This is a genomic window from Kitasatospora sp. NPDC029312 (assembly GCF_055569215.1).
Map to the genome: position 1 here is coordinate 186562 of NZ_JBVHXY010000005.1, position 15819 is coordinate 202380.

General features: G+C 71.0%; 13 protein-coding genes. All 13 read left to right on the plus strand.

Features of this window, described 5'->3' with window-relative positions; translation table 11 throughout:
- Positions 1–41: 41 nt before the first annotated feature.
- Genes ACZ4WV_RS06950 through nuoN form a run of 13 tightly spaced genes read left to right on the plus strand, consistent with a single transcriptional unit; the run spans position 42 to position 15751 of the window.
- Positions 42–596 (plus strand): NuoB/complex I 20 kDa subunit family protein, encoded by a 555-nt coding sequence (locus ACZ4WV_RS06950; protein WP_465743572.1) that lies wholly within the window; start codon positions 42–44, stop codon positions 594–596.
- On the plus strand, positions 593–1366 hold the full coding sequence (locus ACZ4WV_RS06955) for an NADH-quinone oxidoreductase subunit C (RefSeq protein ID WP_465743574.1): 774 nt from the start codon (positions 593–595) through the stop codon (positions 1364–1366). The genes ACZ4WV_RS06950 and ACZ4WV_RS06955 overlap by 4 nt, the downstream gene beginning before the upstream one ends.
- The gene (locus ACZ4WV_RS06960; RefSeq protein ID WP_465743576.1) at positions 1366–2718 is read left to right on the plus strand and encodes an NADH-quinone oxidoreductase subunit D; all 1353 of its coding nucleotides are present in this window, start codon (positions 1366–1368) and stop codon (positions 2716–2718) included. Before ACZ4WV_RS06955 ends, ACZ4WV_RS06960 begins: the two co-directional genes overlap by 1 nt.
- Positions 2715–3470, plus strand: a complete 756-nt coding sequence (gene nuoE, locus ACZ4WV_RS06965; protein WP_465743578.1) for an NADH-quinone oxidoreductase subunit NuoE — start codon at positions 2715–2717, stop codon at positions 3468–3470. Before ACZ4WV_RS06960 ends, nuoE begins: the two co-directional genes overlap by 4 nt.
- On the plus strand, positions 3470–4831 hold the full coding sequence (nuoF, locus tag ACZ4WV_RS06970) for an NADH-quinone oxidoreductase subunit NuoF (RefSeq protein WP_465743580.1): 1362 nt from the start codon (positions 3470–3472) through the stop codon (positions 4829–4831). Before nuoE ends, nuoF begins: the two co-directional genes overlap by 1 nt.
- The gene (locus tag ACZ4WV_RS06975; RefSeq protein WP_465743582.1) at positions 4828–7341 is read left to right on the plus strand and encodes an NADH-quinone oxidoreductase subunit G; all 2514 of its coding nucleotides are present in this window, start codon (positions 4828–4830) and stop codon (positions 7339–7341) included. Before nuoF ends, ACZ4WV_RS06975 begins: the two co-directional genes overlap by 4 nt.
- Positions 7338–8681: an NADH-quinone oxidoreductase subunit NuoH gene (gene nuoH / locus ACZ4WV_RS06980; protein WP_465743584.1), complete on the plus strand. Its 1344-nt coding sequence runs from the start codon at positions 7338–7340 to the stop codon at positions 8679–8681. Before ACZ4WV_RS06975 ends, nuoH begins: the two co-directional genes overlap by 4 nt.
- Before the next feature lie 6 nt (positions 8682–8687).
- Positions 8688–9290: an NADH-quinone oxidoreductase subunit NuoI gene (gene nuoI / locus ACZ4WV_RS06985; RefSeq protein ID WP_465743586.1), complete on the plus strand. Its 603-nt coding sequence runs from the start codon at positions 8688–8690 to the stop codon at positions 9288–9290.
- Positions 9287–10246 (plus strand): NADH-quinone oxidoreductase subunit J, encoded by a 960-nt coding sequence (locus tag ACZ4WV_RS06990; RefSeq protein ID WP_465743588.1) that lies wholly within the window; start codon positions 9287–9289, stop codon positions 10244–10246. Before nuoI ends, ACZ4WV_RS06990 begins: the two co-directional genes overlap by 4 nt.
- Positions 10243–10542 carry an NADH-quinone oxidoreductase subunit NuoK gene (gene nuoK, locus ACZ4WV_RS06995; protein ID WP_188309222.1) on the plus strand — a complete coding sequence of 100 codons (300 nt, stop codon included), beginning with the start codon at positions 10243–10245 and terminating at the stop codon, positions 10540–10542. Before ACZ4WV_RS06990 ends, nuoK begins: the two co-directional genes overlap by 4 nt.
- A 13-nt stretch (positions 10543–10555) precedes the next feature.
- Complete coding sequence (gene nuoL, locus ACZ4WV_RS07000) at positions 10556–12451, plus strand: NADH-quinone oxidoreductase subunit L (protein WP_465743590.1); 1896 nt, start codon at positions 10556–10558, stop codon at positions 12449–12451.
- Positions 12452–12485: 34 nt separating this feature from the next.
- Positions 12486–14120 (plus strand): NADH-quinone oxidoreductase subunit M, encoded by a 1635-nt coding sequence (locus tag ACZ4WV_RS07005; RefSeq protein ID WP_465743592.1) that lies wholly within the window; start codon positions 12486–12488, stop codon positions 14118–14120.
- Positions 14117–15751 (plus strand): NADH-quinone oxidoreductase subunit NuoN, encoded by a 1635-nt coding sequence (gene nuoN, locus ACZ4WV_RS07010; protein WP_465743594.1) that lies wholly within the window; start codon positions 14117–14119, stop codon positions 15749–15751. Before ACZ4WV_RS07005 ends, nuoN begins: the two co-directional genes overlap by 4 nt.
- Positions 15752–15819: the final 68 nt, after the last annotated feature.

Below are 15819 nucleotides of genomic sequence, written 5' to 3' on the forward strand. Positions count from 1 at the left end.
GTCGACGTACCAGAGCACTTGAGGGCATTGAGAGGGATCTGATGGGAATCGAGGAGAAGCTGCCGAGCGGCTTTCTGCTCACGACCGTGGAGACGGCCGCCGGCTGGGTGCGCAAGTCGTCACTCTTCCCGGCCACCTTCGGTCTGGCCTGCTGCGCGATCGAGATGATGACCACCGGCGCCAGCCGCTACGACCTGGCCCGGTTCGGCATGGAGGTCTTCCGGGGCTCCCCCCGGCAGGCCGATCTGATGATCGTCGCGGGTCGGGTGAGTCAGAAGATGGCCCCGGTGTTGCGCCAGGTGTACGACCAGATGGCCAACCCCAAGTGGGTCATCTCGATGGGCGTCTGCGCCTCCTCCGGCGGGATGTTCAACAACTACGCGATCGTCCAGGGCGTCGACCACATCGTCCCGGTGGACATCTACCTGCCCGGCTGCCCGCCCCGCCCGGAGATGCTGATGGACGCCATCCTGAAGCTGCACGACAAGATCCAGCACGAGCCGCTGGGCGTGAACAGGCGCCGGGCCGAGGAACTCGGCGAGGCCCTCGCCCTCAAGGCCACCCCGCTCAGCGAGATGAGGGGGCAGCTGCGATGAACGAGCAGGCACCCGAGTCCCGCCCCCAGCAGCCGGACCCCCAGCAGCCGGAGCGCGAGCAGCCGGTCCCCGAGCTGCCCGTCCCCGGGCAGCCCGTCCGCGAGATCCCGGTCGAGGTGGTCGGCCGCCGCCAGGGCATGTTCGGCAGCCAGGACAGCGGCGACACCTCCGGCTTCGGCGGCCTGATTGCCCCGATCGCCCTGCCCGGGCCCAGCGAACGCCCGTACGGCGGTTGGTTCGACGAGGTCGCCGACGAGCTGGAGGGCGCCCTGGAGGAACAGGGCCTGGACCCGGCCGAGGTGATCGAGAAGACCGTCGTCGACCGCGGCGAGCTCACCTTCCACATCGAGCGCGAGCACCTGCTGAAGACCGTCCGCACCCTGCGCGACGACCCGGCGCTGCGCTTCGAACTGTGCCTCGGTGTCAGCGGCGTGCACTACCCCGGTGACCAGGGCCGCGAGCTGCACGCGGTCTACCACCTGCGCTCGATCACCCACGGCCGGCTGATCCGGCTGGAGGTCACCGCCCCGGACGCGGACCCGCGGATCCCCTCCGTGGTGAGCGTCTACCCCACCAACGACTGGCACGAGCGCGAGACCTACGACTTCTTCGGGCTGGTCTTCGAGGGCCACCCGGCGCTCACCCGGATCATGATGCCGGACGACTGGCTGGGCCACCCGCAGCGCAAGGACTACCCGCTCGGCGGCATCCCCGTCGAGTACAAGGGCGCCCAGATCCCGGCACCCGACCAGCGGAGGTCGTACAGCTGATGAGCACCCGGCACTACGAACAGACTCCCGGCGGGGCCGAGGAGGCGCAGGCCCGCGACACCACCGAAGGCCGGGTCTTCACCGTCACCGGTGGCGACTGGGGCGAGGTGGTCGAGGCGGTCGGCCGGGCCGACGACGAACGCATCATCGTCAACATGGGCCCCCAGCACCCGTCCACCCACGGCGTGCTCCGGCTGATCCTGGAGATCGACGGCGAGACGGTGAAGGAGGCCCGCTGCGGCATCGGCTACCTCCACACCGGCATCGAGAAGAACCTGGAGTTCCGCAACTGGGTCCAGGGCACCACCTTCGTGACCCGCATGGACTACCTGACCCCGCTGTTCAACGAGACCGCCTACTGCCTGGGCGTCGAGAAGCTGCTCGGCATCACCGGCGACATCCCGGAGCGGGCCAACGTCATCCGCGTGATGATGATGGAGCTCAACCGGATCTCCTCGCACCTGGTCTGCCTGGCCACCGGTGGCATGGAGATCGGCTCCACCACGCTGATGACCTACGGCTTCCGGGACCGCGAACTGTTCCTGGACGTCTTCGAGCTGGTCACCGGCCTGCGCATGAACCACGCGTACGTGCGCCCCGGCGGCCTCGCCCAGGACCTGCCACCCGGCGCCGTCGACCAGATCCGCGAGGCGGTCAAGGTCTTCCGCTCCCGGATGCACGAGTACGACAAGCTCGCCACCGACAACCCGGTGTTCAAGGCCCGGCTGGTCGACGTCGGCCACCTGGACCTGGCCGGCTGCCTGGCCCTCGGCGCCACCGGCCCGGTCCTGCGCGCCACCGGCCTGCCGCACGACCTGCGCAAGAGCGACCCGTACTGCGGCTACCAGGACTACGAGTTCGAGGTCGCCACGGCGGACAGCGCCGACTCCTACGGCCGCTTCCTGATCCGGCTGGCGGAGATGAGGCAGTCGCTGCGGATCGTCGAGCAGTGCCTCGACCGGCTGCGCCCGGGCCCGGTCATGGTGGGCGACAAGAAGATCGCCTGGCCCGCCCAACTAGCCGTCGGCCCTGACGGCATCGGCAACTCGCTCGACCACATCCGCAAGATCATGGGCACCTCGATGGAGGCCCTGATCCACCACTTCAAGCTGGTCACCGAGGGCTTCCGGGTCCCGGTCGGCCAGGCGTACGCGGCGGTCGAGTCGTCCAAGGGCGAGCTGGGCGTGCACGTGGTCAGCGACGGCGGGACGCGCCCGTACCGGGTCCACTTCCGGGATCCGTCGTTCACCAATCTGCAGTCGATGGCGGCGATGTGCGAGGGCGGCCAGGTGGCCGACGTGATCGTCGCGGTGGCCGGGATCGACCCGGTGATGGGAGGCGTGGACCGGTGACCAACGTCGAACTCGGCCTGCCGGCGCTGCCGGCCCCGCCGTACCCCGAGGAGGTGCACGCCCGGCTGGCCGCCGACGCCGCCGAGCTGATCGGCCGCTACCCGCAGTCCCGCTCGGCACTGCTGCCGCTGCTGCACCTGGTGCAGGCCGAGGAGGGCTTCGTCAGCCCGACCGGGATCCGGTTCTGCGCCGAGCAGTTGGAGCTCACCACCGCCGAGGTCACCGCCGTCGCCACCTTCTACACCATGTACCGGCGGCGCCCGGCCGGGACGTACCACGTCGGGGTCTGCACCAACACCCTGTGCGCGGTGCTCGGCGGCGACCAGATCTTCGCCGAGCTCCAGCAGCACCTGGGGATCGGGAACAACGAGACCACCGAGGACGGCAAGGTCTCGATCGAGCACATCGAGTGCAACGCCGCCTGCGACTACGCGCCCGTGGTGATGGTCAACTGGGAGTTCTTCGACGACCAGACCCCGGAGAGCGCCAAGAAGCTGGTCGACGACCTGCGGGCCGGCCGCGAGGTGCGGCCCACCCGGGGCGCCCGGCTGTGCGGCTTCAAGGAGACCGCCCGGATCCTGGCCGGCTTCCCCGACGAGCGCCCCGGCGCCAACGACGAGTCCGGCGCCGGCGGCGCCCCCTCGCTGGCCGGCCTGCGGCTCTCCCGGGGCGAGGCGCTGCCCGGCACCGGCGGCACCAAGGTCGTCTCCCCCCGCCACGAGGAGCCCGGACAGGAAGGGACCGAAGCGTGATGACCTCTGCCGAGCCGGCCGAGAAGCTGCTCACCCCCGTCCTGTCGGCCTGCTGGGACGACAGCCGGCCCTGGACGCTCGCCACCTACCGGCGCCACCAGGGCTACGAGGGGCTCAAGGCCGCCCTGGCCATGCCACCGGACGACGTGATCGCCCTGGTCAAGGACGCCGGGCTGCGCGGCCGCGGCGGCGCCGGCTTCCCCACCGGGATGAAGTGGCAGTTCATCCCGCAGAACGACGGCAAGCCGCACTACCTGGTGGTGAACGCGGACGAGTCCGAGCCGGGCACCTGCAAGGACATCCCGCTGCTGTTCGCCAACCCGCACGCGCTGATCGAGGGCATGATCATCGCGTCCTACGCGATCCGCTGCGACCACGCCTTCATCTACCTGCGCGGCGAGGTCGTCCCGGTGCTGCGCCGGCTGCACGCGGCCGTCGCCGAGGCGTACGAGGCCGGGCTGCTGGGCCGGAACATCCTCGGCTCCGGCGTGGACCTCGACATCACCGTGCACGCCGGCGCCGGCGCCTACATCTGCGGTGAGGAGACGGCCCTGCTGGACTCGCTGGAGGGCCGGCGCGGCCAGCCGAGGCTGCGGCCGCCGTTCCCGGCGATCGCCGGCCTGTACGCCTGCCCGACGGTGGTGAACAACGTCGAGTCGATCGCCTCCGTGCCGCCGATCCTGGCCCGGGGCAAGGAGTGGTTCAGGAGCCTGGGCACCGAGAAGTCCCCCGGCTTCACCCTCTACTCGCTCTCCGGCCACGTCACCAACCCCGGCCAGTACGAGGCCCCGCTCGGCGTGACCCTGCGCCAGCTGCTGGAGCTCAGCGGCGGCGTCCGCTCGGGGCACCGGCTGAAGTTCTGGACGCCGGGCGGCTCCTCCACCCCGATGTTCACCGACGAGCACCTCGACGTCCCGCTGGACTACGAGGGCGTCGGCGCGGCGGGCTCAATGCTCGGCACCAAGGCGCTGCAGGTCTTCGACGAGACCACCTGCGTGGTGCGGGCGGTCACCCGCTGGACGGAGTTCTACGCCCACGAGTCCTGCGGCAAGTGCACCCCCTGCCGCGAGGGCACCTACTGGCTGGTCCAGCTGCTCAAGCGGATCGAGGCGGGCGAGGGCGTCGAGGGGGATCTGGAGAAGCTCCTCGACATCGCCGACAACATCAACGGCAAGTCCTTCTGCGCGCTGGGCGACGGCGCGGCCAGTCCGATCGTCTCCTCGCTCCAGCACTTCCGCGCCGAGTACGAGCAGCACCTCGCCGAGCGCCGCTGCCCGTTCGACCCGGCCGCCTCCACCGTCTGGGCCGACGGCCCCCGCCCCGGCCACCAGTCCGCCACCGAAAGGGAGGTGCACGCGTGACGATCACAGAGCCAACCGCCTCCACGGCAGAGAAGCCCGCGGTCGAACTGGTCACGCTCACCATCGACGGCGTCGAAGTGCAGGTGCCCAAGGGCACCCTGGTGATCCGGGCCGCCGAGACCATCGGCACCCAGATCCCGCGCTTCTGCGACCACCCGTTGCTGGATCCGGCCGGCGCCTGCCGGCAGTGCATCGTCGAGATCGAGGGCCAGCGCAAACCCGTCGCCTCCTGCACCATCCCGGTTGCCGAGGGCATGGTGGTGCGCACCCAGCTCAGCTCGCCGGTGGCCGAGAAGGCCCAGCGCGGCGTGATGGAGCTGCTGCTGATCAACCACCCACTGGACTGCCCGGTCTGCGACAAGGGCGGCGAGTGCCCGCTGCAGAACCAGGCGATGTCCACCGGCGGCGCGGACTCCCGCTTCGAGGGCATGAAGCGTACCTTCGAGAAGCCGGTGCCGATCAGCAGCCAGGTGCTGCTGGACCGGGAGCGCTGCGTGCTGTGCGCGCGCTGCACCCGCTTCTCCCAGCAGATCGCCGGGGACCCGTTCATCGACCTGGTGGAGCGCGGCGCGCTGCAGCAGGTCGGCACCGGGGAGGGGGACGACTTCGAGTCGTACTTCTCCGGGAACACCATCCAGATCTGTCCGGTCGGTGCGCTGACCTCGGCGGCTTATCGTTTCCGCTCCCGCCCCTTCGACCTGGTCTCCTCGCCGAGCGTGTGCGAGCACTGCTCGTCCGGCTGCGCCCAGCGCACCGACCACCGGCGCGGCAAGGTGCTGCGCCGGCTGGCCGGCGAGGACCCGGCGGTCAACGAGGAGTGGAACTGCGACAAGGGCCGGTTCGCCTTCCGCTACGCCCAGCAGCGGGACCGGCTGACCACCCCGCTGGTGCGGGTGGACGGCGAACTGGTGCCCGCCTCCTGGCCGGAGGCGCTGGCCCGGGCGGCCGAAGGGCTGCGCGGAGCCCGTACCGGCGTGCTGGCCGGCGGCCGGGTGACGGTCGAGGACGCGTACGCCTACGCCAAGTTCGCCCGGGTGGTGCTCGGCACCAACGACGTGGACTTCCGGGCCCGCCCGCACAGCGGCGAGGAGGCGGACTTCCTGGCCGCCGCCGTCGCCGGGCGCGGAGTGGACGTGTCCGGCGACGGCGTCACGTACGAGCGGCTGGAGCAGGCCCCGGCCGTGCTGCTGGCGGGTCTCGAGCCGGAGGAGGAGTCGCCGATCGTCTTCCTGCGGCTGCGCAAGGCCGCCCGCGCCCGCGGGCTGAAGGTCTACTCGGTGGCGGCCTTCGCCTCCCGGGGCCTGGCCAAGCTGCGCGGCGTGCTGCTGCCGGCCGCCCCCGGCACCGAGCCGGAGTGGTTCGCGGCGCTGGCCGCGGACGAGCCGCTGGACGACGAGACCGGGCAGGCGGCCGAACTGCTGCGCCGCCCCGGCGCGGTGATCCTCGCGGGCGAGCGGCTGGCGGCCGTGCCGGGCGCGCTGACGGCGCTGCTGCGGCTGGCGCACACGACCGGGGCCGCACTGGCCTGGGTGCCGCGCCGGGCGGGTGAGCGCGGCGCGGTGGAGGCCGGCGCGCTGCCGTGCCTGCTGCCCGGCGGCCGTCCGGTGGCCGCCCCGGCGGCCCGGGCGGAGGCGGCCGCGGTCTGGGGGGTGGCGGAGCTGCCCTCCCGGCCCGGCCGGGACACCGGTCAGATCCTGGCCTCGGCCGCCCAGGGCGACCTGGACGCGCTGCTGGTCGGCGGGGTGGACCCGGACGACCTGCCCGATCCGGCGCTGGCCGACGAGGCGCTGGCGGCGGTGCGGTTCGTGGTGTCGCTGGAACTGCGGCCCTCCGCGGTGACGGCGCGGGCGGACGTGGTGCTGCCGGTGGCGGCCGTGGCGGAGAAGGCGGGCACCTTCCTGGACTGGGAGGGCCGGGTGCGGATGTTCGAGGCCGCGCTCAAGCCCGACCAGCAGATGGGCCGGCACCTCCCGTCCGACCTGCGGGCACTGACCATGCTCGCGGACGCGCTGGGCCACCGGCTGGGCCTGCCGGACGTCCGCGCGGCCCGGCTGGAGCTCGACCGCTTCGAGCCCTGGCGGGGCGACCGCGCGGCCGACCCGGCGGCGCACCCGGGCGTGCTGCCCCGCCCGGCCACCGGCCAGGCGGTGCTGGCGGGTTGGCGCCAGCTGCTGGACAACGGGGTGCTGCAGCAGGGCGATCCGCACCTGGCGGGCACCCGGCACCGGGCGGTGGCCCGGATCTCGACGGCCACCGCGAAGGAGATCGACGCCGAGGCGTCGCCCGCGCTGCGGGTGACCGGTCCGGCCGGCTCGGTGATCCTCCCGCTGGAGGTCACCGACTCGCTCCCGGACCGCACGGTCTGGATCCCGCTCAACTCCACACCGGGCGGAGCCCACCGCACGCTCGGCACCACCGTCGGCCACCTGGTCACGATCGCCGCGGCCACGCCGGAACCGGCCGCCGTCGAGGACAAGGACCGGGCCGGCCGCGAAGGGGAGGACCGATGACTCCGCAGCCGTACGAGACGCTCCACTTCTTCGGCCAGGACCCGTGGTGGCTGGTCCTGCTGAAGGCGGTGTTCTGCTTCGCCTTCCTGGTCGTGACGGTGCTGATCACGATCGTCTGGGAGCGCAAGGTGGTGGCCTGGATGCAGCTGCGCATCGGGCCGAACCGGCACGGCCCGTGGGGCCTGCTGCAGTCGCTGGCGGACGGCGTGAAGCTGGCGCTGAAGGAAGACCTGGTGGTCAAGGGCTCGGACAAGGTGGTCTACATCCTGGCCCCGATCGTCTGCGCCATCCCCGCGTTCATGGCCTTCGCGGTGATCCCGTTCGGCCCGGCCGGCAACGAGGTGTCGATCTTCGGCACCCGGACGCCGCTGCAGCTGACCGACTTCCCGGTGGCGCTGCTGTACATCCTGGCGACGGCCTCGGTCGGCATCTACGGGATCGTGCTGGCCGGTTGGTCCTCCGGCTCGACGTACCCGCTGCTCGGCGGGCTGCGCTCCTCCGCGCAGATGATCAGCTACGAGATCGCGATGGGCCTGTCCTTCGCGGCGGTGTTCGTCTACTCGGGTTCGATGTCGACCTCCGAGATCGTGGCGCACCAGCAGCCGACCTGGTTCGCGGCGCTGCTGCCGGTCTCGTTCATCGTCTACGTCATCGCGATGGTCGGTGAGACCAACCGGGCGCCGTTCGACCTCCCGGAGGCCGAGGGCGAGCTGGTCGGCGGCTTCAACACCGAGTACTCGTCGCTGAAGTTCGCGATGTTCATGCTGGCCGAGTACATCAACATGGTGACCGTCTCGGCGGTGGCTTCGACGCTGTTCCTGGGCGGCTGGCGGGCCCCCTGGCCGGTGTCGACCTTCTGGGCGGGCGCCAACCACGGCTGGTGGCCGATGCTGTGGATCACGTTGAAGATCCAGCTGCTGGTCTTCTTCTTCATCTGGCTGCGCGGCACGCTGCCCCGGTTCCGCTACGACCAGTTCATGAAGCTGGGCTGGAAGGTGCTGATCCCGGTCTCGCTGGTCTGGCTGGTGCTGATCGCGAGCGTGCGGGCGCTGCGCAACGAGGGCTACGGCTTCGGCGAGGTGGTGCTCTACGTGGGTGCGCCGGTCGGCGTGATCCTGCTGCTGGCGCTGGCACGGGACTTCCTGAGGAAGCCGCCGCAGGCCGCCGGGACGTCCGAGGACGAGGCCGCGCCGAAGGGTGAGTTCGACCCGATGGCGGGCGGGTACCCGGTGCCGCCGCTGCCCGGCCAGGAGCTCCCGCCGGTGCCGCGCAGGCCCAAGCGCACCCCGAAGCAACTGCAGGACGCCCTCAACGGGGCCGACCATTCCGAAGGGAGCTGATCCGCGATGTCGTCCGACCAGACGGGCAGGGACGAGCGGGCCGACCGGCCGTCGGTCCTCGGCCCGGCCGCAGGCTTCGGCGTGACCTTCAAGGCCATGTTCAGGAAGCGGCTCACCGAGCAGTACCCGGAGCAGAAGAAGCCCACCGCTCCGCGCTTCCACGGCCGTCACCAGCTGAACCGGCACCCGGACGGGCTGGAGAAGTGCGTCGGCTGCGAGCTGTGCGCGTGGGCCTGCCCGGCCGACGCGATCTACGTGGAGGGCGCGGACAACCGGGACGAGGAGCGCTACTCGCCCGGCGAGCGCTACGGCGCGGTATACCAGATCAACTACGCCCGCTGCATCCTGTGCGGGCTGTGCATCGAGGCCTGCCCGACCCGCGCGCTGACCATGACCAACGAGTACGAGCTGGCCGACTCCTCCCGCCGGGACCTGATCTTCACCAAGGAGCAGCTGCTGGTCGGCCTGTCCGAGGGCATGGTCGACACCCCGCACGCGATCTTCCCGGGCGCCGACGAGGGCGCGTACTACCGGGGCGAGGTCACCGCGGCGGCGCCCGGGACGGTCCAGCAGGAGCGCACCGGCCGGGAGAAGGAGGTGCAGCAATGACGACGCACCTCGCGGCCGCGGCCGGGACGACCTCCACCGGCGAGGCCGTCCAGTTCTGGGTGCTCGCGGTGATCGCCGTCGGCGGCGCGCTCGGCATGCTGCTGATGCGCAAGGCCGTGCACAGCGCGCTCTGCCTGGCGGCCACCATGATGGCGCTGGCGGTCTGTTACATGGCCCAGGGCGCGGTGTTCCTGGGCGTGGTGCAGATCGTCGTGTACACCGGCGCGATCATGATGCTGTTCCTGTTCGTGGTGATGCTGGTCGGCGTGACCAGCGAGGACTCGCTGAAGGAGCACTTGAAGGGCCAGCGGTTCGCCGCGGTGCTCTGCGGGCTGGGCTTCGGCGTGCTGCTGATCGCCGCGATCGCCAACGCGAAGCTGAACCACTTCACCGGCCTGGCCGAGGCGAACGCCGAGGGCAACGTGCCGGGCCTGGCCCGGCTGATCTTCACCCGCTACGTCTGGGCCTTCGAGGTCACCGGCGCGCTGTTGATCACCGCGGCGATCGGCGCGATGGTGCTGACCCACCGGGAGCACGTGAAGCCCCCGAAGACCCAGCGCGAGCTGGCGGAGCAGCGGGTCAGGGACAACATCCAGCTGCCGCCGCTGCCGGCTCCGGGCGTGTACGCCCGGCACAACGCGGTGGACGTTCCGGCGCTGCTGCCGGACGGCACCGTCGCCGAGGACTCGGTGATGTCGACGCTGCGCGAGCGCGGGCAGATCCGGGACGTCAGCCAGGACATGCTGAAGCGGATGGCGGAGCTGGAGAACGCCACCTCGGACTGGTTGGGCCGGCCGTCCTCGGAGCGGCCGGCGGTGACCGGACCGCGCAGGTCGCTGGAGCCCGCGGCCGCCAACCACGGCACCAAGGCCGCCAACGGAACCAAGCCCGCCAACGGCACCGGGCCCGCCAACGGCACGCAGACCGGCGGCGGCGAAGAGGAGGGCGCGCAGTGAACCCGGTCAACTACCTGTATCTGTCGGCCCTGTTGTTCACCATCGGCGCGTCCGGGGTGCTGATCCGGCGCAACGCGATCGTGCTGTTTATGTGCGTCGAGCTGATGCTGAACGCCTCGAACCTCGCGCTGGTGACGTTCTCCCGGCTGCACGGGACCCTGGACGGCCAGATCATCGCGTTCTTCACGATGGTGGTCGCGGCGGCCGAGGTCGTGGTCGGCCTCGCCATCATCGTCTCCATCTTCCGGACCAGGCACTCCGCTTCGGTCGACGACAGCAATCTGATGAAGCTGTAGGCGGAGGGCCTCGGTGAACTCTCTCATTCCGCTGCTGGTGGCGGCTCCACTGGCCGGCGCCGCCCTGCTGCTGCTCGGCGGCCGGGCGCTGGACCGGTTCGGCCACTGGCTGGCCACCGCACTCGCCGCACTCTCGTTCGGCTTCGGCCTGGCCCTGTTCTCGGACATGCTCGGCCGGGACACCGAACACCGGGCGGTGACCCGGCACCTGTTCAGCTGGATCCCGGTGAACGGCTTCCAGGCCGACATCTCCTTCCGGCTCGACCAGTTGTCGATGACCTTCGTCCTGCTGATCACCGGTGTCGGCACCCTGATCCACCTGTACTCGGTGGGCTACATGGCGCACGACGAGCGCCGGCGCCGCTTCTTCGCGTACCTGAACCTGTTCCTCGCCGCCATGCTGCTGCTGGTGGTGGCCGACAACTACCTGCTGCTGTACTTCGGTTGGGAGGGCGTGGGCCTGGCCTCGTACCTGCTGATCGGCTTCTGGCAGCACAAGCCGAGCGCGGCGACGGCGGCGAAGAAGGCCTTCATCGTCAACCGGGTCGGCGACATGGGCCTGTCGATCGCGATCATGCTGATGTTCGCCGAGTTCGGCTCCTTCGCCTTCGACCCGGTCTTCGGCGGGGTGCAGCAGGCGAGCGAGGGCAAGCTCACCGCGATCGGCCTGATGCTGCTGCTCGCGGCCTGCGGCAAGTCGGCCCAGGTGCCACTGCAGTCCTGGCTCGGGGACGCCATGGAGGGCCCGACCCCGGTCTCGGCCCTGATCCACGCGGCCACCATGGTGACCGCCGGCGTCTACCTGATCACCCGCTCCTCGGCGATCTTCGACCTGGCGCCGGACGCGCGGACCGCCGTGGTGGTGGTCGGCGCGGTCACGCTGCTGTTCGGTGCGATCGTCGGTTGCGCAAAGGACGACATCAAGAAGGCGCTGGCCGGCTCGACCATGTCGCAGATCGGCTACATGGTGCTGGCGGCCGGGCTCGGGCCGATCGGCTACGCCTTCGCGATCATGCACCTGGTGACCCACGGCTTCTTCAAGGCCGGGCTGTTCCTCGGCGCCGGATCGGTCATGCACGGCATGGACGACGAGGTGAACATGCGCCACTACGGCGGCCTGCGCAAGTACATGCCGGTCACCTTCGTCACCTTCGGCCTGGGCTACCTCGCGATCATCGGCTTCCCGGGCCTGTCCGGCTTCTTCTCCAAGGACCGGATCATCGAGGCCGCCTTCGCCAAGGGCGGCACCGAGGGCTGGGTCCTCGGCCTGTGCGCGCTGGTCGGCGCGGCGGTCACCGCGTTCTACATGACCCGGGTGATGCTGCTGACCTTCTTCGGGGAGAAGCGCTGGCAGCCGGACGACAAGGGCGACCTCCCGCACCCGCACGAGTCGCCGAAGACCATGACGATCCCGATGATCCTGCTGGCCGTCGGCTCGGTGTTCGCCGGCGCGCTCTTCGATATCAACGACTCCTTCCTGAAGTGGCTGGAGCCGGTCACCGGGCACAGCGAGGGCAACTCGCCGCTCACCGCGTGGACCGTCACCGGGCTGACCACCGTCTGCATGCTGGCCGGCGTCGGTCTGTCGTACCTGATGTACGGTCGCTCGCCCGTCCCGGTCGTCCCGCCGGTCGGCTCCCCGCTCACCCGGGCCGCCCGCCGGGACCTGCTGCAGGACGACTTCAACCACGCCGTGCTGGTGCGGCCGGGCTCGGCGCTGACCGCCACGCTGGTCTACTTCGACAGCCGCGGCCTGGACGGCGTCGTCAACGGCCTGGCCGCCGTCATCGGGGGTCTGTCCAGCAGGCTGCGGAGGGTCCAGACCGGTTTCGTCCGCTCGTACGCGCTCTCCATGTTCGGCGGCACGCTGGTGCTGGTCGCCTCGACTCTCCTGATGAGGTCCATGTGATGACTCGTCCTGAAACGCACGGGGAGGTCCGGCCATGAGCGCCCTGCTGACCGTCACCTGTGCCGTCCCGGCGGCCGGTGCGGTGCTGACCGCCGCCCTGCCCGCCGGGTCGACCGAGGCCCGGCGCAAGACCACCAAGGCCGTCGCCCTGGGCGTGTCGGCCGTCACCCTGGCACTGGCCGCCGTGGTGGCGACCCGCTTCGATCCGCACGGCGCCCGCTTCCAGCTGACCGAGTCGTACAGCTGGATCCGCTCGTTCGGGATCGGGTTCTCGCTCGGCGTGGACGGCATCGGCGCCGTACTCGCCCTGCTGACCGCCGTCCTGGTGCCGGTGGTGATGCTGGCCTCCTGGCACGACGCCGATCCCGGCCCGGCGGCCCCCGGCGGCACGGTCGACCCCGACACCTTCGAGGGGCGCCGCCGGACCCAGGGCTTCTTCGCCCTGGTCCTGGCGGTGGAGGCGATGGTGATCGTCTCCTTCTACGCCACCGACGTCTTCCTGTTCTACGTGTTCTTCGAAGCCATGCTGATCCCGATGTACTTCCTGATCGGCGGCTTCGGCGACCGGGCCGGCGGCCCCGAGTCGGCGCGCCAGCGCTCCTACGCGGCCGTCAAGTTCCTGCTGTACAACCTCCTCGGCGGCCTGGTGATGCTGGCCGCGGTGATCGGCCTGTACGTGCTCGCGCAGGACCAGGGGTTCGGCACCTTCGACCTGCCGACGCTCACCCGGGCGGTCGCCGACGGCAGGCTGCAGCTGACCGGCACCGCCGAGAAGGCGCTGTTCCTCGGCTTCTTCTTCGCCTTCGCCGTGAAGGCCCCGCTGTGGCCGCTGCACACCTGGCTGCCGAACGCGATGGGCGAGGCCACCGCCGGCACGGCCGTACTGATCACCGCCGTGGTGGACAAGGTCGGCACCTTCGCGATGCTGCGGTTCTGCCTGGGGCTGTTCCCGGACGCCTCGAAGACCTTCGCCCCGGCGATCGTGGTCCTCTCGCTGATCGGGATCATCTACGGCGCGCTGCTGGCGGTCGGCCAGAAGGACATCAAGCGGCTGATCGCCTACGCCTCGATCTCGCACTTCGGCTTCATCATCATGGGCATCTTCGCCCTGACCAGCCAGGGCCAGAGCGGCGCGACCCTCTACATGGTCAACCACGGCCTCTCCACCGCCGCGTGGCTGCTGGTGGCCGGCTTCCTGATCTCCCGCCGCGGCTCCCGGCTGATCGCCGACTACGGCGGGGTGCAGAAGATCGCCCCGGTGCTCGCCGGGACGTTCCTGATCGGCAGCCTGGCCACCCTGTCGCTGCCGGGGCTGGCCCCCTTCGTCAGCGAATTCCTGGTGCTGGTGGGCACCTTCACCCGCTACCCGGCGATCGGCGTCATCGCGACCCTCGGCATCGTGCTGGCCGCGCTGTACGCCCTGCTGCTGTACCAGCGCACCATGACCGGCCCGGTGAAGGACGGGGTGCGGACCATGCCGGACCTCAAGGTCCGGGAACTCGCCGTGGTGGCGCCGCTGGTGGCGCTGACGATCCTGCTCGGCGTCTACCCCAAGCCGCTCACCGACCTGGTCAACCCCTCGGTGAACGCGACGCTCTCGCAGGTCCACCGGACCGACCCGGCGCCGGCCCACCCGGTCGCCGCCACCTCAGGAGGTGAGCAGAAGTGAGCTCCACCGCAGTGCTCGCCGCCGCCGGCAACACCCCCGGCATCCCGGCGCCGCACATCGAGTACGGCCAACTCTCCCCGATGCTGGTGGTGTTCGGCGCCGCCGTGGCCGGCATCCTGGTCGAGGCCTTCGTGCCCCGGCGGCTGCGGCACTGGACCCAGGTCTCGCTCGCCCTGGTCGCCCTGATCGGCGCGTTCGTCGCCGTGGTGGTGCTGGCCGCGCAGGGCCACGGCGCGCCCCGGATCGACCTGCTGGCCATGGAGTCGGTCGCCCTGGACGGCCCGGCGCTGTTCCTCCAGGGCGTGATCCTGCTGGTCGCCGTGGTCGCGGTGCTCACCTACGCCGAGCGCAAGCTGGAGCCCAAGGCCGGCGGCCTGCCCGCCGACGCCTTCGCCGCCCAGGCCGCCGCCACCCCCGGCGGCGAGCAGGAGCGCTCCGCGATCCGGGCCGGCTTCACCACCAGCGAGGTCTTCCCGCTCACCATGTTCGCCGTCGGCGGCATGCTGCTCTTCCCCGCCGCCAACGACCTGCTGACGATGTTCGTGGCGCTGGAGGTCTTCTCCCTCCCGCTCTACCTGCTGTGCGCCCTGGCCCGCCGCCGCCGGCTGCTCTCCCAGGAGGCGGCGGTCAAGTACTTCCTGCTGGGCGCCTTCGCCTCGGCCTTCTTCCTGTTCGGCACCGCGCTGCTGTACGGCTACGCGGGCAGCGTGAAGCTCGGCGACATCGCGGACGTCATCTCCGGCAAGGCGATGACCACCCCGGCGCAGCTGAGCACCACCCAGAGCGACGCGCTGCTGCTGACGGGCCTGGCGATGCTGGCGGTCGGCCTGCTGTTCAAGGTCGGCGCGGTGCCCTTCCACTCCTGGATCCCGGACGTCTACCAGGGCGCGCCGACCCCGGTGACCGGCTTCATGGCGGCGGCCACCAAGGTCGCGGCCTTCGGAGCGTTCCTGCGGCTGTTCTACGTGGCCTTCCCCGGGCTGCGGCTCGACTGGCGGCCGGTGCTGTGGGGGGTGGCGATCCTCACCATGGTGGTGGGCGCGGTGCTGGCGGTGACCCAGCAGGACGTCAAGCGGCTGCTGGCGTACTCCTCTATCGCGCACGCCGGGTTCATCCTGACCGGCGTGATCGCCGTCAACAAGCAGGGCCTGTCCTCGGTGCTGTTCTACCTGGCGGCGTACTCCTTCGTGACCCTCGGCGCCTTCGCCGTGGTCACCCTGGTGCGCGACTCCAAGGGCGAGGCGACCCACCTGTCCAGCTGGGCCGGGCTGGGGCGGCGCTCGCCGCTGGTGGCGGCGGTGTTCGCGCTGTTCCTGCTGGCGTTCGCCGGGATCCCGCTGACCTCCGGCTTCACCGGGAAGTTCGCGGTGTTCCAGGCGGCGGCGGCCGGCGGGGCGACTCCGCTGGTGGTCGTCGGTGTGCTGAGCTCGGCGGTGGCCGCGTTCTTCTACATCCGGGTGATCGTGCTGATGTTCTTCTCCGACCCGAAGCCGGGCGGCCCGACGGTGGCCATCCCGAGCGCCTTCACGGCGACCGCGATCGGGGCGGGGGTGCTGGTGACGCTGGTTCTCGGGGTGCTGCCGCAGTACTTCCTGGACCTCGCGTCCAAGGCCTCGCTGTTTGCGTACTGACCGTCACCGGTCGGTTGGCTGGAGATCGGTCCGGAAGTCCGGGCCGGTCTCCAGCCCTTTATTTCCGG